This is a genomic window from Streptomyces sp. 4N509B (assembly GCF_052245655.1).
Classification (GTDB): domain Bacteria; phylum Actinomycetota; class Actinomycetes; order Streptomycetales; family Streptomycetaceae; genus Streptomyces.
Genome location: NZ_JBQQBZ010000039.1, coordinates 47,623 through 63,201 on the forward strand (window position 1 = coordinate 47,623; position 15,579 = coordinate 63,201).

At 73.3% G+C, this 15,579-nt stretch carries 14 protein-coding genes; 6 read left to right on the plus strand and 8 right to left on the minus strand.

Translation table 11 applies throughout. The features are described 5' to 3' along the window. Positions 1-37 precede the first annotated feature (37 nt). The gene (locus ACTWP5_RS26985) at positions 38-796 is read right to left on the minus strand and encodes an SDR family oxidoreductase (protein WP_443223742.1); all 759 of its coding nucleotides are present in this window, start codon (positions 794-796) and stop codon (positions 38-40) included. 125 nt (positions 797-921) lie between these two features. Here ACTWP5_RS26985 and ACTWP5_RS26990 point away from each other — a divergent pair, with 125 nt between their 5' ends. Further along, the gene (locus ACTWP5_RS26990; RefSeq protein ID WP_443223743.1) at positions 922-1,518 is read left to right on the plus strand and encodes a TetR/AcrR family transcriptional regulator; all 597 of its coding nucleotides are present in this window, start codon (positions 922-924) and stop codon (positions 1,516-1,518) included. Positions 1,519-1,938: 420 nt separating this feature from the next. Continuing rightward, positions 1,939-3,426, plus strand: coding sequence for a sensor histidine kinase (locus tag ACTWP5_RS26995; RefSeq protein ID WP_443223744.1), 1,488 nt, complete (start codon positions 1,939-1,941; stop codon positions 3,424-3,426). A 332-nt stretch (positions 3,427-3,758) separates the two neighbouring features. On the opposite strand, the gene ACTWP5_RS27000 is transcribed toward ACTWP5_RS26995, so the two are convergent. Both ACTWP5_RS27000 and ACTWP5_RS27005 read right to left on the minus strand, forming a co-directional pair. Continuing rightward, positions 3,759-4,016: a WhiB family transcriptional regulator gene (locus ACTWP5_RS27000; RefSeq protein ID WP_059012246.1), complete on the minus strand. Its 258-nt coding sequence runs from the start codon at positions 4,014-4,016 to the stop codon at positions 3,759-3,761. A 302-nt stretch (positions 4,017-4,318) separates the two neighbouring features. After that, a complete protein-coding gene (locus ACTWP5_RS27005; RefSeq protein ID WP_443223745.1) occupies positions 4,319-5,368 on the minus strand; it encodes a diacylglycerol/lipid kinase family protein in 1,050 nt (349 codons plus the stop codon). A gap of 69 nt (positions 5,369-5,437) precedes the next feature. Between ACTWP5_RS27005 and ACTWP5_RS27010 the strand changes: the two genes are divergently transcribed. After that, a complete protein-coding gene (locus ACTWP5_RS27010; protein WP_443223746.1) occupies positions 5,438-5,932 on the plus strand; it encodes a hypothetical protein in 495 nt (164 codons plus the stop codon). Positions 5,933-5,950: 18 nt separating this feature from the next. Here the strand turns inward: ACTWP5_RS27010 and ACTWP5_RS27015 are convergent, their stop codons facing one another. After that, on the minus strand, positions 5,951-6,976 hold the full coding sequence (locus ACTWP5_RS27015; RefSeq protein WP_443223747.1) for a SigB/SigF/SigG family RNA polymerase sigma factor: 1,026 nt from the start codon (positions 6,974-6,976) through the stop codon (positions 5,951-5,953). 38 nt (positions 6,977-7,014) lie between these two features. Further along, entirely contained in the window at positions 7,015-7,428 is a 414-nt protein-coding gene (locus tag ACTWP5_RS27020) for an anti-sigma regulatory factor (RefSeq protein WP_443223748.1), read from the minus strand. Positions 7,429-7,933: 505 nt separating this feature from the next. On the opposite strand from ACTWP5_RS27020, the gene ACTWP5_RS27025 reads away from it, so the two are divergent. Next, positions 7,934-10,234, plus strand: a complete 2,301-nt coding sequence (locus ACTWP5_RS27025) for a HelD family protein (RefSeq protein ID WP_443223757.1) — start codon at positions 7,934-7,936, stop codon at positions 10,232-10,234. Positions 10,235-10,427: 193 nt separating this feature from the next. Here the strand turns inward: ACTWP5_RS27025 and ACTWP5_RS27030 are convergent, their stop codons facing one another. Together ACTWP5_RS27030 and sodN are read right to left on the minus strand one after the other, a co-directional pair. Then, positions 10,428-12,524 carry a cellulose binding domain-containing protein gene (locus ACTWP5_RS27030; RefSeq protein WP_443223749.1) on the minus strand — a complete coding sequence of 699 codons (2,097 nt, stop codon included), beginning with the start codon at positions 12,522-12,524 and terminating at the stop codon, positions 10,428-10,430. Positions 12,525-13,048: 524 nt separating this feature from the next. Further along, positions 13,049-13,444, minus strand: coding sequence for a superoxide dismutase, Ni (sodN, locus tag ACTWP5_RS27035; RefSeq protein ID WP_443223750.1), 396 nt, complete (start codon positions 13,442-13,444; stop codon positions 13,049-13,051). 299 nt (positions 13,445-13,743) lie between these two features. Here sodN and sodX point away from each other — a divergent pair, with 299 nt between their 5' ends. Next, the gene (gene sodX, locus ACTWP5_RS27040) at positions 13,744-14,133 is read left to right on the plus strand and encodes a nickel-type superoxide dismutase maturation protease (protein WP_443223751.1); all 390 of its coding nucleotides are present in this window, start codon (positions 13,744-13,746) and stop codon (positions 14,131-14,133) included. Here sodX and ACTWP5_RS27045 read toward each other — a convergent pair. Next, positions 14,046-14,666 (minus strand): CGNR zinc finger domain-containing protein, encoded by a 621-nt coding sequence (locus ACTWP5_RS27045; RefSeq protein WP_443223752.1) that lies wholly within the window; start codon positions 14,664-14,666, stop codon positions 14,046-14,048. The genes sodX and ACTWP5_RS27045 overlap by 88 nt on opposite strands. Before the next feature lie 75 nt (positions 14,667-14,741). Here ACTWP5_RS27045 and ACTWP5_RS27050 point away from each other — a divergent pair, with 75 nt between their 5' ends. Next, a complete protein-coding gene (locus ACTWP5_RS27050) occupies positions 14,742-15,533 on the plus strand; it encodes a class I SAM-dependent methyltransferase (RefSeq protein ID WP_443223753.1) in 792 nt (263 codons plus the stop codon). Positions 15,534-15,579 lie beyond the last annotated feature (46 nt).

Here is a 15,579-nt window from a genome sequence, read left to right on the forward strand (position 1 = left end):
GGACAGGGAGAGGGAGGCCCCCTACACCTGCGGGCCGCTACAGCAGCGAGCCGCCGGTGACGTCCAGCCAGTGCCCCGTGACCCAGCGGGCGTCGTCCGAGGCGACGAACCCGACCACGTCGGCTATGTCCCCGGGATCTCCCACCCTCCCGAGCGCGGCGGCCGCCGCGCCCTGCCGCCGTCCCTCCTCGCTCGCCCGCAGCCAGCCGGCGTTCATGTCCGTGTCGACGACGCCGGGCGCCACGGCGTTGACCGTGATGCCGCGGGGCGCCAGCTCCTTGGCGAGGACGGTGGTGAACACGTCCAGCGCGGCCTTGGTCATCGAGTACGCGACGAGGCCGGGCATGTTCGCGGGCCGGCGCGCCAGGCCCGAGGAGACCGCGATGATCCTCCCCCCGTCCCGCAGCCGGTCCAGGCCCTGCTGGGTGAGGAAGAACGGCGCCCTGACATTGGTGGCGAAGACCCGGTCGAAGTCCTCCCACGTGGTCGCGGCGACGCCGGCTGGCGGTACGACGACGCCCGCGTTGTGCACCAGGACGTCCAGCCCGTCGGCCTGCGCGTCGAACGCGGCCCACAGCGCCTCGGCGTCGCCCGGCTCACCCAGCCTCGCCTGGACCGCGAAGGCGCTGCCGCCCGCCGCCTCGATCGCCGCCACCGTCTCCTTGGCCGCAGCCTCGCGCTCGTTGTAGTGCACCCCGACCCGTGCGCCGTCGCGGCCCAGCCGCTCCGCGATGGCGCGCCCGATGCCCCGGCTGCCGCCCGTGACCAGCGCCGTCCTGCCCGTGAGTGTGCCCATGACGGGTCCCCGTTCGTCTCAATGTTTCTCTAGCGGTCGCTACAGAAAGGACCCTAGCACCCTCCTCCGACATTGTGTAGGAGACGCTACAGAAAACCGGGTGCGGCAATCCTAGAATCGACTCCATGACGCCCAGACCGCGCGGCCGGCCCCGCTCGTTCGACCGCCAGCAGGCCCTGGAGCGTGCCACCCGCCTGTTCTGGGAGCGGGGCTACGACGCCACCTCCATCGCCGACCTCACCCGCGTCATGGGCATCGGAGCGCCCAGCCTCTACGCCGCCTTCGGCGACAAGAAGACCCTCTTCGAGGAGGTCCTGGAGGACTACGTCCGGCGGTACGGCAACGTCGTCCAGCGCCCCCTGGACGAGGAGCCGACCGCCCGCGAGGCCATCTCCCGCATGCTGCGCGAGGCCGCCGTCGGCTACACCCACCCGGACCACCCGCCGGGCTGCATGGTGATCACGGCCTCCGCCAGCTTCGGGACCTCGCCGGAGGTCGCGGCCGCGATGCGCCGACGGCGTGAGGGAAACGTCACGCTGCTGGAACGGCGCCTCCGCGCCGACGTCGCCGCGGGAACGCTCCCGCCAGGGACCGACACCGCCGGCCTCGCCCGCTTCTACGGAGCGGTCGTGCAGGGCATGAGCCAGCAGGCACGGGACGGCGCCAGCCGGGCGGACCTGGAGGCCGTGGCCGAGGCGGCGATGCGGGCGTGGCCCGCCTGACGGCCGGGCGCGGCCGGTCGGCCGCCCGCGGGGGAGGGGCCCCGCACGCGCGGCCCACCTCGGAAAACCCCGGGCGGAGTGCCGCGCGCCCCCGAAAAACACCCACGGGCCGCGGCGCCGGGGAGGGACCCTCAACCCTCGCGGCACCGCAGCCCGGAGCGATGCGAGCCCGGGGCGCCGTCAGGGCAGAAAGCGCCTGGGTCTCGCTCTGCCCTCCTGTGCGGGGAGGACAGAAGCCGTCGCGTTGTCCGTTCGCCATTCTGGACTTCACCCCGTGCGCGTGTCCATGCTCTGAGCCGACTTCGTGCGCTCACCGTGCGCGCACGGCGCCGGCACCCGTCGTCTCCGGTCGCACCCCTCGCGCACACCGCGCGCCGGGCTCGCGCCCCTCGCGCCGGTAAGCTCGCCACCGTGCCCTCCATGAACGACCTCGTGCGCCAGCACACCGACCTCGAGGAACGCGACCTCGAGTGGCTCCACCTGCTGGTCTCCGAGTGGCAGCTCCTGGCGGACCTCTCGTTCGCCGACCTGGTCCTGTGGCTGCCCACCTCCGACGGCACGCGGTACGTCTCCGTCGCCCAGATGCGGCCGAACACCGGCCCCACCTCGTACCAGGACGACATGGTCGGCCACCACGTCCCCCGGGGCCGGCGCCCCCTGCTGGACATGGCCCTGGACGAGGGCAGGATCGTGCGCGAGGGCGACCCGGAGTGGCGCGAGGAGGTGCCCGTGCGCATCGAGTCGATCCCGGTCCGCCGCGGGGACCGGGTGCTCGGCGTCATCGCCAGGAACACCAACCTCCTGACCGTCCGCACCCCGAGCCGTCTGGAGCTCACCTATCTCCAGAGCGCTTCCGACCTCGCCCAGATGATCGCCGGCGGCGCCTTCCCGTTCCCCGGCCAGCAGGTGGGCATGGACCGCGCTCCGCGCGTGGGCGACGGCTTCATCAGGCTCGACGCCGACGGCGTCGTCCAGTACGCGAGCCCCAACGCCCTGTCCGCCTACCACCGCCTGGGCCTGGCCACCGACCTGGTGGGGCTGCCGCTCGGCCCGACCACCGCGGAGCTCGCCCCCACCCGCGGCCCGGTCGACGAGTCGCTCGTCAAGCTCGCCAGCGGCTGGGCGCCCCGCGAGGCCGAGATCGAGGGCGACGACTGCGTCGTGCAGCTGCGCGCGATCCCCCTCAAGCCCAAGGGCGAGCGCATCGGCTCCCTGATCCTCCTCCGCGACGTCACCGAACTACGCCGCCGCGAGCGGGAGTTGATGACGAAGGACGCCACCATCCGGGAGATCCACCACCGGGTGAAGAACAACCTCCAGACCGTCGCCGCGCTGCTGCGCCTACAGTCCCGACGCATCGGCGCCAGCGGGGACGACCGCGCCCGCGCCGCCCTCGACGAGGCGGTGCGACGCGTCGGCTCCATCGCCATCGTCCACGAGACGCTCTCCCAGAACCTCGACGAACGCGTCGAGTTCGACGAGATCGCCGACCGGGTGATCGCCATGGTGGCCGAGCTCTCTCCCGACGGGCGCGTGACCGGCCACCGGCAGGGCCACTTCGGCATACTCGACGCCGAGACGGCGACCCCGTTGTCCATGGTCCTCACCGAGCTGATGCAGAACGCCCTGGAGCACGCCTTCGGTCCGGGCCAACGGGGCACCGTCGAGGTCCACGCGACGCGTTCCGAGCCCCGGCGCGCCCAGCCGGGCCGCCTGTTGGTCACCGTGCGGGACAACGGCTGCGGCCTGCCGGAGACCTTCGACCCGCGCAACCACGGCAATCTCGGACTCCAGATCGTCCGCACCCTCGTGGAGGGCGAGCTGGGGGGCGGGTTCGACATGGTGCACGCCGCGGAGGGCGGCACACGCGTCGTCCTCGACCTTCCCCTCAACCCCAGCAAACGATGATTCCGTGAACCCTCGTGAATCAGCCTGGGCCGTCGTGACCTGCCGTCGCCCGTCGTGAAGCCCCGTGCACGTTCGTGACCGTCCCGCACCCGACGCGGCGGACTCGCGAACGTCGACGCACACCACCGCACACCATCACCCACCAGATGACGCCCCCGTGGGCGCACAACACAGAGCCCCACTCCGGGGCTACAGGCTCTCCGGGGCGGGGCTCGTGCGGTTCACGTGATGTTCGTGCTCTTTCGCGTGTGCACCGAGGCGGTGCTGCGCGCTGCGGCTCGGGGCAGCTGGGTGGCGGTGATGGCGGGTGGGCGAGCCCGCCGGGCGTGTCCCTAGGCGCTGGCCTTGCGCGCCCGGTTCCTGGCGGCGCGGCGCTTCATCGCGCGGCGCTCGTCCTCGCTCATCCCGCCCCATACGCCGGAGTCCTGGCCGGACTCCAGAGCCCACTGCAGACACTGCTCCATGACGGGGCAGCGGCGGCAGACGGCCTTGGCTTCCTCGATCTGCAGCAGCGCAGGACCAGTGTTGCCGATAGGGAAGAAGAGCTCGGGGTCCTCTTCGCGGCAAACGGCGCTGTGACGCCAGTCCATGTCTGCTCCATCTCCTGCGGGTTGCAGTCTCGTTGCTTGTGAATGTGAACGCTTTCACGAATCCTCCCCGAAGAAACGAGCCGGTGCTCAGCTTCGGGGGAGGGGGGTTCGGGCTCTCAAGGGGGTCGAGGTCGGCTCGGCCGTCCCGATCGCCATGAAGAGGTTCGCAAACCTCGGCGACGGATACAACCCCTTCCGGAAAGTTTTTTTTGATTCCTTGGTGTCGACTTGCTCACAGCCGTACTTCGCCTGGGTGGAGTCTGGGCTAAACGTTCGACTGGAAGGACTTTCCGGCGTTCCGCTCACACAATCACACGCAGTGCACGCGAGACGCCCGTGAAACTAACGCTCGTGCGCAGGCCGAGATGGTCTCCGTCCAGCTGGAACGGGAGGGACGCCTGCGATCGCAAGGTCACCTCCGGCTCGTCGTGCAGGGCCACCACGTGCCGCCCCTCGGGCCCCCGCTCGGGCGTCGAACGCAGCAGTTGCGTGCCGTACCGGGTGACGGCGGCGGCGGAGAGTTTCGTCAGCCCGAGCACGTCGAGACCGGTGTCGAAGGACGCCCGGGGGGCGGCGTAGATCGGACGGTTTCCCAGAAAGGTCCAGGGCGCGGTGTTGCAGACTATCGACAGGGCCAGTCCTTCGACCGGCTCGTGCCCGGGACGCGCCAGCGTGATCGTGCCGTGCGTGCGCCGCTGGTGGTCGCCGAGGAACTGCCGTATCGCCTGCCGCACGTAGAGCGCGTGGGTGGAGCGCCGCCCGCGCTCGCGCTGTGACTCCACCCGGCCGACCACTCCGGCGTCGAAGCCGAAACCGGCGGTGAACGTGAACCAGCGCGCCGGAACCTCGGCGTCGGCCGTGCCCGGCGTGCCGCTCGCGAGGCCCAGACCGATGGGGCGTTCGCGCCCGGCGCGCATCGCGTCGAGCAGCGCGCCGGTGGCCTCCACCGGATCGTTCGGCAGGCCGAGGGCGCGGGCGAAGACGTTCGTCGAGCCGCCCGGCACGACCGCCAGGCGCGGCACCCGCCGTGCGCCGCCGTCCCCGCCGCCGCCCTCCCCACCCCCGGCTCCGGCTCCGTCCCCTGCCCCCGCTGCGGGGTCGGCCTCCCGCTCGGGCCCGTCGTGCAGCAGGCCGTTGACCACCTCGTTGACGGTGCCGTCGCCGCCGAGCGCGATCACCACGTCGGCCGACGCCCGCTGCGCCGCCTCGCGCGCCAACTCCCGGGCGTGCCCCCGGTGCTCGGTGGCCGCCACCTCCAGCTTCACCTCGCTGGACAGGGCCCGGCACAGAACGTCACGGGTCCGCGCGCTGGTGGTGGTGGCGACGGGGTTGACCACGAGAAGAGCGCGCATGATGTGCAGCGTACTTAAACGAGCTCGGGTGCGAGGTCGCGGGGGACGGGCGGGCTATACCCTGGCGGGGTGAGCAGGACAGCATCACCGCGGGACGAATCGGCGGGCCGGGCGGAGACGGCCGGCGAGGACACGCTCTCCGAGCGGCGCCCTCGCCGCGTGAGCGCCGCGGCGTTGCTCTGCGGCGTCCAGGGGGTGGTCGTCGCCGCGCTCGGCGGCGTCATGCTGCTCCTTCTCGCCTTCGGCGACCCCGACGACGTGACCCAGGCCGCGACCGGCGCCGTCATGGTGCTGCTGCTGGCCGCGCTGCCCCTGGCCGCCGGGCACGGGCTGTGGCGGCTGCGTCGCTGGAGCCGCGGGCCCGCCGTGATCACGCAGCTGCTGGCGCTGCCCACCGCCGGGCCGATGGCCGGAGCCGGCGGGCTGTGGCCGCTGGGCGCCGCCGCGCTCGCGCTCACGGCCCTCGCCGTGCTCGGCTGCCTGGTCAACCCCACGGCGTCCGAGGCGCTGGGCGTCGGCGCCCGCGAGGGTGTGCCGCCGGCCCGCGGCGGCAGCGGCCGGTGACGGGCCGCCGCCTGCCGCCTACTCCTCCACCAACAGCTTCTCGCGCAGCTGCGCGAGCGTGCGGGCCAACAGCCGGGAGACGTGCATCTGGGAGATGCCCACCTCCTGGGCGATCTGCGACTGCGTCATGTTCCCGAAGAAGCGCAGCAGCAGGATCTTCTTCTCCCGGGGCGGCAGCTCCTCCAGCAGCGGCTTGAGTGACTCGCGGTACTCGACGCCCTCCAGCGCGTCGTCCTCGGCGCCGAGCGTGTCGGCCACGGCGGGCGACTCGTCGTCGGTGTCCGGGACGTCGAGGGAGAGCGTGCTGTACGCGTTGGCCGACTCGAGGCCCTCCAGCACGTCCTCCTCGGAGATGTTCAGCCGCTGCGCCAGCTCGTGAACCGTCGGCGCCCGGCCGTGCTGCTGGGAGAGCTCGGCCGTGGCCGTGCTCAACGACAGCCGCAGCTCCTGGAGACGGCGCGGCACCCGCACCGCCCAGCCCTTGTCGCGGAAGTGCCGCTTGATCTCGCCGACGACGGTGGGGGTGGCGTAGGTGGAGAACTCCACGCCCCGCTCGGGGTCGAAGCGGTCGACCGACTTGATCAGGCCGATGGTGGCGACCTGGGTCAGGTCGTCCAACGGCTCGCCGCGGTTGCGGAAGCGCCGCGCCAGGTGCTCGACGAGCGGGAGGTGCATGCGGACCAGGCTGTCGCGCAGCGCGGCCCGCTCGGCCGAGCCCTCCGGCAGCGTCCGCAGCTCGACGAAGAGGTCACGCGCGGTGCTGCGGTCGTGCGCGTCGGACAGCGACCGCCGCCCGGCGCGGGCCGTGCCCACCGGGCGCGCGGGGCGGGCCGGGGGCGCCAGCTCCACCGTGCCGATCGGCTCGTGGCCGTCGGCCGGGCGCACCTGGGCCCCGTCGGGGACGGCCTCGGGGACGACCTCGACCTGCGGCGCGTGCTCCGCGGAGCCCACCGGCTGACCCGGAATCTCCGGCGTGGCCGCGCCCTGGGGCTGCGGCAGCCGTTCCGGACGGGCGGCCCTGGCCGCCTGTTTCACCTCGTTCACCTCGGCCCCCTCGTCCCGTGGCGGCCCCTGCACGCCGGTCACGGCGCACCGGGGGCGGCGCCGCGCTTCTTGTGCAGGCTGATGCTGACCGTCCTGTCCTCCGCCACGGTGGACTCGACCTCCCCCGCGAGCGCCGTCAGTACCGTCCAGGCGAAGGTGTCCCGCTCGGGCGCGTGCCCCTCCGTGGTGGGTGCCGAGACCGTGACCCGCAGCGCGTCGCCGACGAGCGTGAACACGCAGTCCAGCACGCTGCCCGGCCGCGCCTGTTGCAGCAGGATCGCGCACGCCTCGTCCACGGCGATGCGCAGGTCCTCGATCTCGTCCAGGGTGAAGTCGAGCCGGGCGGCGAGGCCGGCCGTGGCCGTCCGCAGCACCGACAGATAAGCACCCGCCGCCGGCAGCCGGACCTCGACGAAGTCCTGCGAACCGGGCTCACCTCGGATGTGGGACACCCTCACCTCCACAGTGGCTGACACTGACTGAGCGCACACGGGCACTGCCGGGGCGCCCCTGCGACGCTACCGCGATCCGCGGCCTGGTGTCGCCCGTGGTCGCGGGGAGAGGGGCGGCCACCGTGGCCTGCGACAGGACGGCATCACTCATGGTAATGCACCCGATGCTGTTGGTGTCTGGTTCTGTCTGGTCAAATCCTGCCGAGGGGTGGGGACTTCCCGGGGCGGACGGCCGGGGTCGGCGCCCGTCTCCCGGGCACGCGCGCCGGGCGCCGGACACCCCCGCGAGCCGCGCGGATTCGCATGTCCGAGGGCCGGAAACAAAAATCCCGCCGAATTGTCGCGGCGGGACGATAAACTCGATATATTTCATTCTTCGTCTGTGCTTGACCAAGCATCAGATGTGAAATTCGACTAAGCGAATTCTAGCGAATTGAGGATCCGAGTGTCAAGCGAAGAGAGCGAGCAGTCCCACGTCACACGGCTCTACGAACGGCTCGACTCGATGCGCCAGGAGACCAGGAGCCGGCTGGAGGAGGTGCTGGGACGTGCCGGGACCGGCCACCAGCAACTGGCCGAACGGGACGTCGCGGCAGGCGAGTTGGCGGGTCGGCTCGCCCGTCTCGACGCGGTGGAGAACGGCCTGTGTTTCGGCCGGATCGACCTTCGGGACGGAGCCGTCCGCCATATCGGCCGGATCGGAATTCTCGACGACGGGGCCGGGCCCGGAGACGGCCGCGCGGGCGCACGGTCCGGCGCGCCCACCGACGACGAGCCGCTCCAGATCGACTGGCGCACTCCCGCGGCCCGGCCGTTCTACACGGCCACCGCCGTTTCGCCGCAGAACCTCAGACGCCGCCGCCACATCAGCAGTCGAGGCCGAACCGTGACCGCCGTGAGGGACGAGGAATTCGACGGAGCAGCGGACGTCGCCGGCGACACCGCCCTGCTCGACGCCCTGACCGCGCCGAGGAGCGGTCGGATGTCGGACATCGTCGCCACCATCCAGGCCGAGCAGGACGCGGTCATCCGCTCCCCCCACACCGGCGTCCTCGTCGTGCAGGGCGGCCCCGGCACGGGGAAGACCGCCGTCGCGCTGCACCGGGCCGCCTACCTCCTCTACACCCAGCGGGAACGGCTGGCCCGCAGCGTGGTGCTGGTCGTCGGCCCCACGCCGACGTTCCTGCGCTACGTCGAGGAGGTGTTGCCCTCCCTCGGCGAGACCGGGGTGCTGCTGGCCACCGTCGACGAGCTGTACCCGGGCGTGCGCGCGCGGCGGCCCGAGACGCCCCGGGTCGCCGAGATCAAGGGACGGCCCGCGATGGCCGAGGTCGTCGCCGCCGCCGTCCGCGACCGCCAGCACGTGCCGTCCGAGCCGGTCGAGATCGAGCACGAGAACGTGGTCCTCACCCTCGACCCCGCCGAGATCTCCCGCGCCCGCGACCGTGCCCGCGCCGCGCGGCTGCCGCACAACGAGGCCCAGCCGATCGTCCACCGCCTGCTCGTCGACGTCCTCACGCCCCGTCTCGCCGAGCGGTACGGCACCGACGTGTTCGACGGTGGACTCCTCGTCGGGGCGGAGGAGTTCGAGGAGCTGCGCGAGGAGCTGCGCGGGAGCCCGGCCGTGCGCGAGGCCGTCGAGCGGCTGTGGCCGGCGCTCACCCCGGAACGGCTCCTCGCCGAACTCCTCGCCTCGCCGGCCCGGCTGGCCGCCGCCGCGCCCGGCCTCACCGAGGAGGAGCGGGCCGCGCTGCTGCGACCCGCCGACGCGTCGGGCTGGTCGGCGGCGGACGTGCCGCTGCTGGACGAGGCCGCCGAGCTGCTGGGCACCGAGCCACGCCGGGCCCGCGCCGCCCGCGAGGCCGCCGCCGCCGACCACGCGGAGCGGCTGGCCCTCGCGCAGGAGGCGCTCGACGTGGCCTACGGCTCCCGCACCACGGACGTCGACGAGGACGGCGAGGACGCCGAACTGCTGTCGGCGCACGACGTCCTGGACGCCGAACTGCTCGCCGAGCGCCACCGCGAGGCCGACCACCGCACCCCGGCCGAGCGGGCCGCGGCCGACCGCACGTGGGCGTTCGGGCACGTGGTGGTCGACGAGGCGCAGGAGCTGTCCGGCATGGCGTGGCGGCTGCTGGCACGCCGCTGCCCCGCCCGTTCGATGACGGTGGTCGGCGACATCGCCCAGACCTCACACGTCGCGGGGGCGGACTCCTGGGAGCAGGTCCTCGCGCCCCACGTCGGCAACCGGTGGCGGCTGGCCGAGCTGACGGTCAACTACCGGCTCCCGAGCGAGATCGCCGAGCTCGCCGAGACGGTGCTGCGTGCCGTCGACCCGGCGCGCGGGGGCAAGGCGCCCCGCGCGGTCCGCTCCTGCGGGACCCCGCCGTGGCGCCGGTCGGTGCCGCGGGAGCGGCTGGCCGCCGAGGCCGCCCGGGAGGCGCTGCGTGCCGCCGCCGCGTTCCCGCGGGGCCGGGTCGGGGTGATCGCCCCCGACGTCCTGCGGGAGGCGCTGGTCAGGGAGGTCGAGGCCGCGGGCGGGACGCCGGAGGGGGCGGCGGGAACGGGGCACCGGGTGGCCGTGCTCGATCCGAGGAGCGCCAAGGGCCTGGAGTTCGACGCGGTCGTCGTCGTCGACCCGGACGCCGTCGTGGCCGGCTCGCCGCGCGGACTGAACGACCTCTACGTCGCGCTCACCCGCCCCACCCAGCGCCTCGGCGTCCTCCACACCGGCGAGCCGCCGGCCCTGCTGCGCCACCTGCGGGCGCCGCGCCCGGGGGCCCCGGGCGCCACCGACCGGGCGTGACCCCGGTGCCGGCGCCGCCCGGGGACACACCGCACCCGGCCCGCCGTGGCCGCCGGGAGGGGCGGCCAGGGGAGCCGGGTGCGGGACGGTGGGCCCTGCGCCGTTGGCCGCCGCCGCGGGCTGGACGGCGGCCGGGACGGGTGACGCGGACCCGTGCGGGACCCGGCCGGCGGGCCGGTGCCGCGGGGGTGGGTCAGGTGATGGTGTGGCAGACGGTGCCGTTGAGCCGGAACGCGGTCGGTGGCGGGTTGGCCCCCTCGTTGGCGGCGACGAAGCCGAAGGTGGCGGTGGAGCCGCCGTTCGGGGCGAGCAACGCGTTGCCGCCGTCGTCGGTCACGTGGACCTGCCGGCCGTCGCCGGTGACCCGGGCGTTCCAGGCGCTCTGGAGGGTCTGACCGGCACTGGGCCAGGAGAAGTCGAGACTCCAGCCGTTGATCTGGGTGTCGGCGAGATTGGTGAGGGTGACGGTGGCGACGAAGCCGCTGCTCCAGCTGGTGTCCACCCGGTAGGTCACCTCGCAGGTGCTGTCCCGTGGCGAGGTGGTGGCGAACGTCAGCGGTTCCGAGGGCCGGGAGAGCCGCCCGTCGGCGTCCCGGGCGACGACGTTGACGGTGTGTTCCGAGCCGGGGGGCAGGTTGGCGAGCGTCAGGGAGGTGGTGGTGGAGCTGCCCAGCAGTTGGGCGGTGGCCCCCAGGCGCTCGTACACCTCGTAGCGGACCGGTTCGCCGCCGGGGGCCGCCGGCCAGGAGAGGGTGGCGGTCGTGCTGTCCACGGCGGTTACCTCCGGCGCGCCGGGCGCCTCGACGGACGTGTCCCGGTGGTGCGGGGCGACGGTGACGGTGGTGATCGAGTAGGGCGGCAGCACCCGCGCGTCGGCCGCGGTGACCCGGGTGACGTCGGTGTCGCCGCGTCCGTAGCGGTGGACGACCGCGGGTTCGGCGGTCGGGGTGTAGCCGGCGTAGTCGAGCTCCACCGGGAGGGACTGGTCCGGACTCTTGTTGATCAGCATGACGCTCAGCTCGCCGTCCGCCTGGTGCACCGCGTGCACCGAGACCTCCTCGCTGCTCGAGGTGGCGGCCACCATGGTGTCGCCGGGCTGGCCGAGGTGGGTGAGGGACTTGATGCCGTAGTAGGGGTGGAACGGGGTGTGGAGCGGCGGTTGGCAGACGTCCTCGATGCAGCCGCCGCTGGAGAGCAGGCCGGCGTCGTTGGTGTCGAACTCGCCGTCGACCCAGTTCACCTGCGTCGGGCCGTTGTGGGTGTTCCACCAGTCGACGTTGAAGACGCCGTTCTCCAGGGCGGTCATGTAGACGTCGGCGGCGAACAGGCCGTTGGGGCGGCTGGTCTGCTGGACGTTGGAGTTGACCTCGGTCAGCGCGATGCCGATCTCGGCCGAACGGTCCCCGGCGTACCGGTCGATCTGCCGGCGGACCTCGCGGAGCTGTCCGGGCAGGCGGGCGGCCCGGTCCAGTGCCTCGTCGGCGCTGGCGCCGCCGGGGTAGGAGTGCACGATGACGAAGTCGACGGTGTCGGCGACCATGGACAGCACCGTGTGGTTCCAGTCCGCGGTGTCGCCCGGGCCGACGATGCCGTCGGGCCAGTCGCCGGGGGTGGTCAGGACGGCGCCGATCTCGATGGTCGGGTCGACCGCCTTCATCGCGTCGGCGTAGGCCAGGACGTTGCGGGCGTACTCCCGGGGGCTCTTGTCGGGGTGGTCGTCGGCCTCCCAGGCGGCGCCGTAGTGGCCGTTGCCGTAGATCTCGTTACCGATCTCCCAGTACTTCGCGCCGTAGCCCTGGGTGATGTTGGCGTAGCGGACCCATTCGGCGGCCTCCTCGGGGGTTCCGGTCCCGTAGTTGGCGATGATGATCGGTTGGGCGCCGGTGGCCCGCACCGTGCCCATGAAGGCGTCGAAGTCGGTGTCGGGTGCGACGTAGCCGCCGGGAGCGGTGTGGTCCTCCCAGTGGTAGATGTCGCCGTAGGAACCGCCGGGGTAGCGCATCACCCCGATGCCCGCGTCGCCCATCAGCGTGGCGACCTCCGGGTCGTTCATGCTGCCGTCCCAGATGGCGGTGTTGACGCCGAACGCGGCCTCGTCGATGGTGCCGAGTCCGAGTGTGGCGTTGACCGAGACCTCGACGGCCGGCTCGGTGGCGGGCTCGGCGGTGGGCTCGGCGGCGGCCGGGGACAGGGCGGTGGTCCCCAGGACGGCGGCCAGGGCGCAGGCCGTCAGGGCGGCCAGGCCCCGCGCGGTCCGTCTCGGTCTGGGTGGGTGGGCTGTGAGGAGCATCGGTGACTTCCCTCCGTGGGTGGGCGCCGCGGGCGACGGGCGGGCGCTCCGGAGTAGGGCGGGATCGGCTTCCGCGCCGTCGGGAAGGGGCCCCGGGCGCGCTCCCGCGATCCTGCCCGGGTGGCATGATCACGTAACGATTCCCCGCCGTCCGCGGGACGGGCGGTGCCACCACGCCAGGTCAGCGTCGACGTCGCCTTCGAGATCCCCGCAGGCCCGCGGACGACCGGCGTGCGGTTGGACGTCGTCCGCGTCCGACGTCGGTCGGGGGAGGCCGCCGAGGACCGAGGCGGGGGCTGCTCACGACGGAGGAGGGGTGCCGCTGAGCTGCGCCCGCGGGAGGGAAGCGAGGGGCGGGGCGTTCGGCGGTCGGCACGCCGCGGGTCCGCGCCCACCCGTGGCCGGGCGAAGACGACCGCACCCGGTCCGTCGTGGGCGCCGTGCTCGGCGGACCGCGGACCGGGTGCGGACACAGGGAGACGCTGCGACCAAGGGCGTCGCAGGTCGGGGGGCGTGACGCGGGGTCAGCCCTTCTTGGTCTCCCAGAAGATGGTGTCGATCTCGGCGATGAGGTCGAGCGCCTTCTGGCCCGTGGCCGGGTCGGTGGAGCCCTTGGCGGTGCTGAGGGCCTTGAGGGTCTCGTTCACCAGCGAGTGGAGCTGGGGGTACTTCTCGAAGTGCGGCGGCTTGAAGTAGTCGCTCCACAGGACGGAGACGTGGTGCTTGGCCAGCTCGGCCCGCTGCTCCTTGATGACGGTGGCACGGGCACGGTAGTGCGGGTCGTCGTTGGCCTGGTACTTCTCCTGGATGGCCTTGACGGATTCGGCCTCGATCCGGGCCTGGGCCGGGTCGTACACACCGCAGGGCAGGTCGCAGTGGGCACTGACCGTCACCCTCGGGGCGAACAGGCGGGAGAGCATGAAGCTGTCCTTCCTCGTGATCGTCTTCTCTCGGGTGAGACTACTCCGGGAAAGTGCCGTTTTCCCGCTGGGGCCCGCGCCGCGGCAGGGGCTTAGGCCCAAAGTCCGGTGTGTGGCCTACGGCTGGGGACGGTGTGGCCGCGCTCCGGCGGCCCGCGAGCCGGGCGGGGTGCGGGGGCCGGGCCGACGCCACGGCGCGGGTCGGGCACAGTGTCGGGAAACCGGCCGTGGACCGGCCGTGGACGGGCCGTGGACGGGCCGGGAGACGTGACGGGAAGCGCGACAGGGAGGACGCCGCGATGCCGCTGCCGCTGGGGCTGGCCGACGTGACCAACCCCTCGATGGTGCCGACGCTGGTGCCCGGGGACCGGATGGTGCTGCGGTACCGGGCCAGGATCCGGCGCGGCGACGTGGTGGTGGTGCGTCACCCCTTCCGGCACGACCTGCTCATCGTCAAGCGCGCCGCGGAACGGCGCGACGAGGGCTGGTGGGTGCTCGGGGACAACCCGTACGTGCCCAACGACAGCAGGGAGTTCGGGGTCGTGCCCGACGAGCTGGTGGTGGCGCGGGCGGTGCTGCGGCTGCGCGGGCCCGGGGACGTTCAGCGCTCGCCGCTGGCGATCGCCCGCTGGCTGCTGGGGGCGGTCCGGCCGCTCAGCTCGCGCTCGCGCCGCTTGCGGGCCCGGTAGGCGGCGACGTTCGCGCGGGTGGCGCAGCGGTCGGAGCAGTAGCGGCGGGACCGGTTGGTCGACGTGTCGATGTAGGCGTTGCGGCAGGGCGCCCCCTCGCAGATGCCGAGCCGGTCCACGCCCACCTCGGTCAGGTGGAAGGCCAGGCCCATGCAGGCGGTGGCGGCGTACCCGGCGCTCGCGTTGGAGGGGTGCTCGGCCAGGTGCAGGTGCCAGCGGGGGCGGCCCTCCTCGTCGAGGTAGTCGTGGCCGGAGATCTGCGGGCTCGCCGGGTACTCCAGCAGCAGGGCGTTGAGCAGGTCGACCGCCCTGACCTCGTCGCCCTCGGCCGCCGCCGTGAAGACGGCGCGCAGGCGCGTGCGCACGCCCCGCAGGCGGACCACGTCGGCGTCGCCGGCGCGGCGGGCGGCCTGTTGCGCCTCGCCGAACAGCGCGCGGACGGCGTTGACCGAGGTCAGGCTGTCCGTGCCGCGGAGGGGCTCCTCGGTGTTCACCAGCCGGACCGCGTAGTCCGAGTAATAGGTCAGTTCCACTTGTGTTCCTTACCAGCCGCCGTCTATAGTCAACGGTACCGAGTAAGGGCCACTGTGCGAGAAGGGTCATTACCAATGGCGGGTGTGAGGAACGACGCGTCGGTCAACTGGCAGGCGTGGCAGGAGCGCTGGGACCGTCAGCAGGAGTGGTACATGCCGGACCGCGAGGAGCGGTACCGGGTGATGCTGGACGCCGTCGAGGCGCTCGTCGGCGACGCGCCCCGGGTCCTGGACCTGGCCTGCGGCACCGGCAGCATCACCGCCCGGCTGCTGCGCCGCCTCCCCGGCGCCGTGAGCACGGGCGTCGACCTCGACCCGGCGCTGCTGACCATCGCGCGGGGCACGTTCCGGGACGAGCCGCGCGCCACCTTCGTCACGGCGAACCTCACCGACCCGGACTGGCCCTCCCTGCTCCCGCACGGCTCCTACGACGCGGTGCTCACCTCCACCGCGCTGCACTGGCTGACCAGACAGCAGCTGCGCGCGCTCTACGGCCGGCTCGCCGACGGCGTGCTGCGGCCGGGCGGCGTCTTCCTCAACGCCGACCACATGCCGGAGCCGGAGGCGGGCACCCCGCGCATCGACGCGGCGTGGGCGGCCTTCACCGAGGCCCGACAGGAGCGGGAGAAGGCGGCCGGCGTGGAGGACTGGGCGGGCTGGTGGCGTGAGGTCGCCGCGGACCCGGTGCTCGCGGAGCCGGCGGCCGAGCGCTTCGGAATCTTCGGGGACCCGTCGGCGGGCGACCACTCGGAGGGGGAGGTGGCGCCCCCGGCCTGGCACATCGCCGCGCTGCGCGAGGCGGGGTTCGCGGAGGCGCGGGTGGTGTGGGCCTCCCTGACGGACGCGGCCGTGCTCGCGCTGCGCTGACGAGCGGCCGCACGGCGGCGGGGGGGAAAAAGAAAAAAAACAGAAA